This is a genomic window from Mesorhizobium sp. Arg314, assembly GCF_053714275.1.
Genome location: NZ_JBSKBP010000403.1, coordinates 1 through 206, shown reverse-complemented (window position 1 = coordinate 206; position 206 = coordinate 1). Strand labels below are relative to the sequence as shown.

The 206-nt window shown below is 64.1% G+C and carries 1 protein-coding gene; it reads right to left on the bottom strand.

Features of this window, described 5'->3' with window-relative positions; genetic code table 11:
* Nucleotides 1-206 (bottom strand): phage integrase N-terminal SAM-like domain-containing protein (locus ACWGS9_RS36035; protein WP_454509590.1); only part of this gene is annotated, 206 nt, incomplete at both ends.

Below are 206 nucleotides of genomic sequence, written 5' to 3'. Positions count from 1 at the left end.
ATGATCACCAGCACACGGGCCAGATCCCGCCGCTTCAGCGTCACCAGGAACAGGAACCGCAACGCCGAGACCGCGCCATTGATCGTCGCAGGGCCGACGCCGTTCTCATGCTGATACAACTGGAAGCGACGGATGTCCTCGGGCGTCGCGGTATCGGGAGAGCGTCGGAGGAAGGCTGCGAAGCGCCGGACGTGACGAACGTAGTC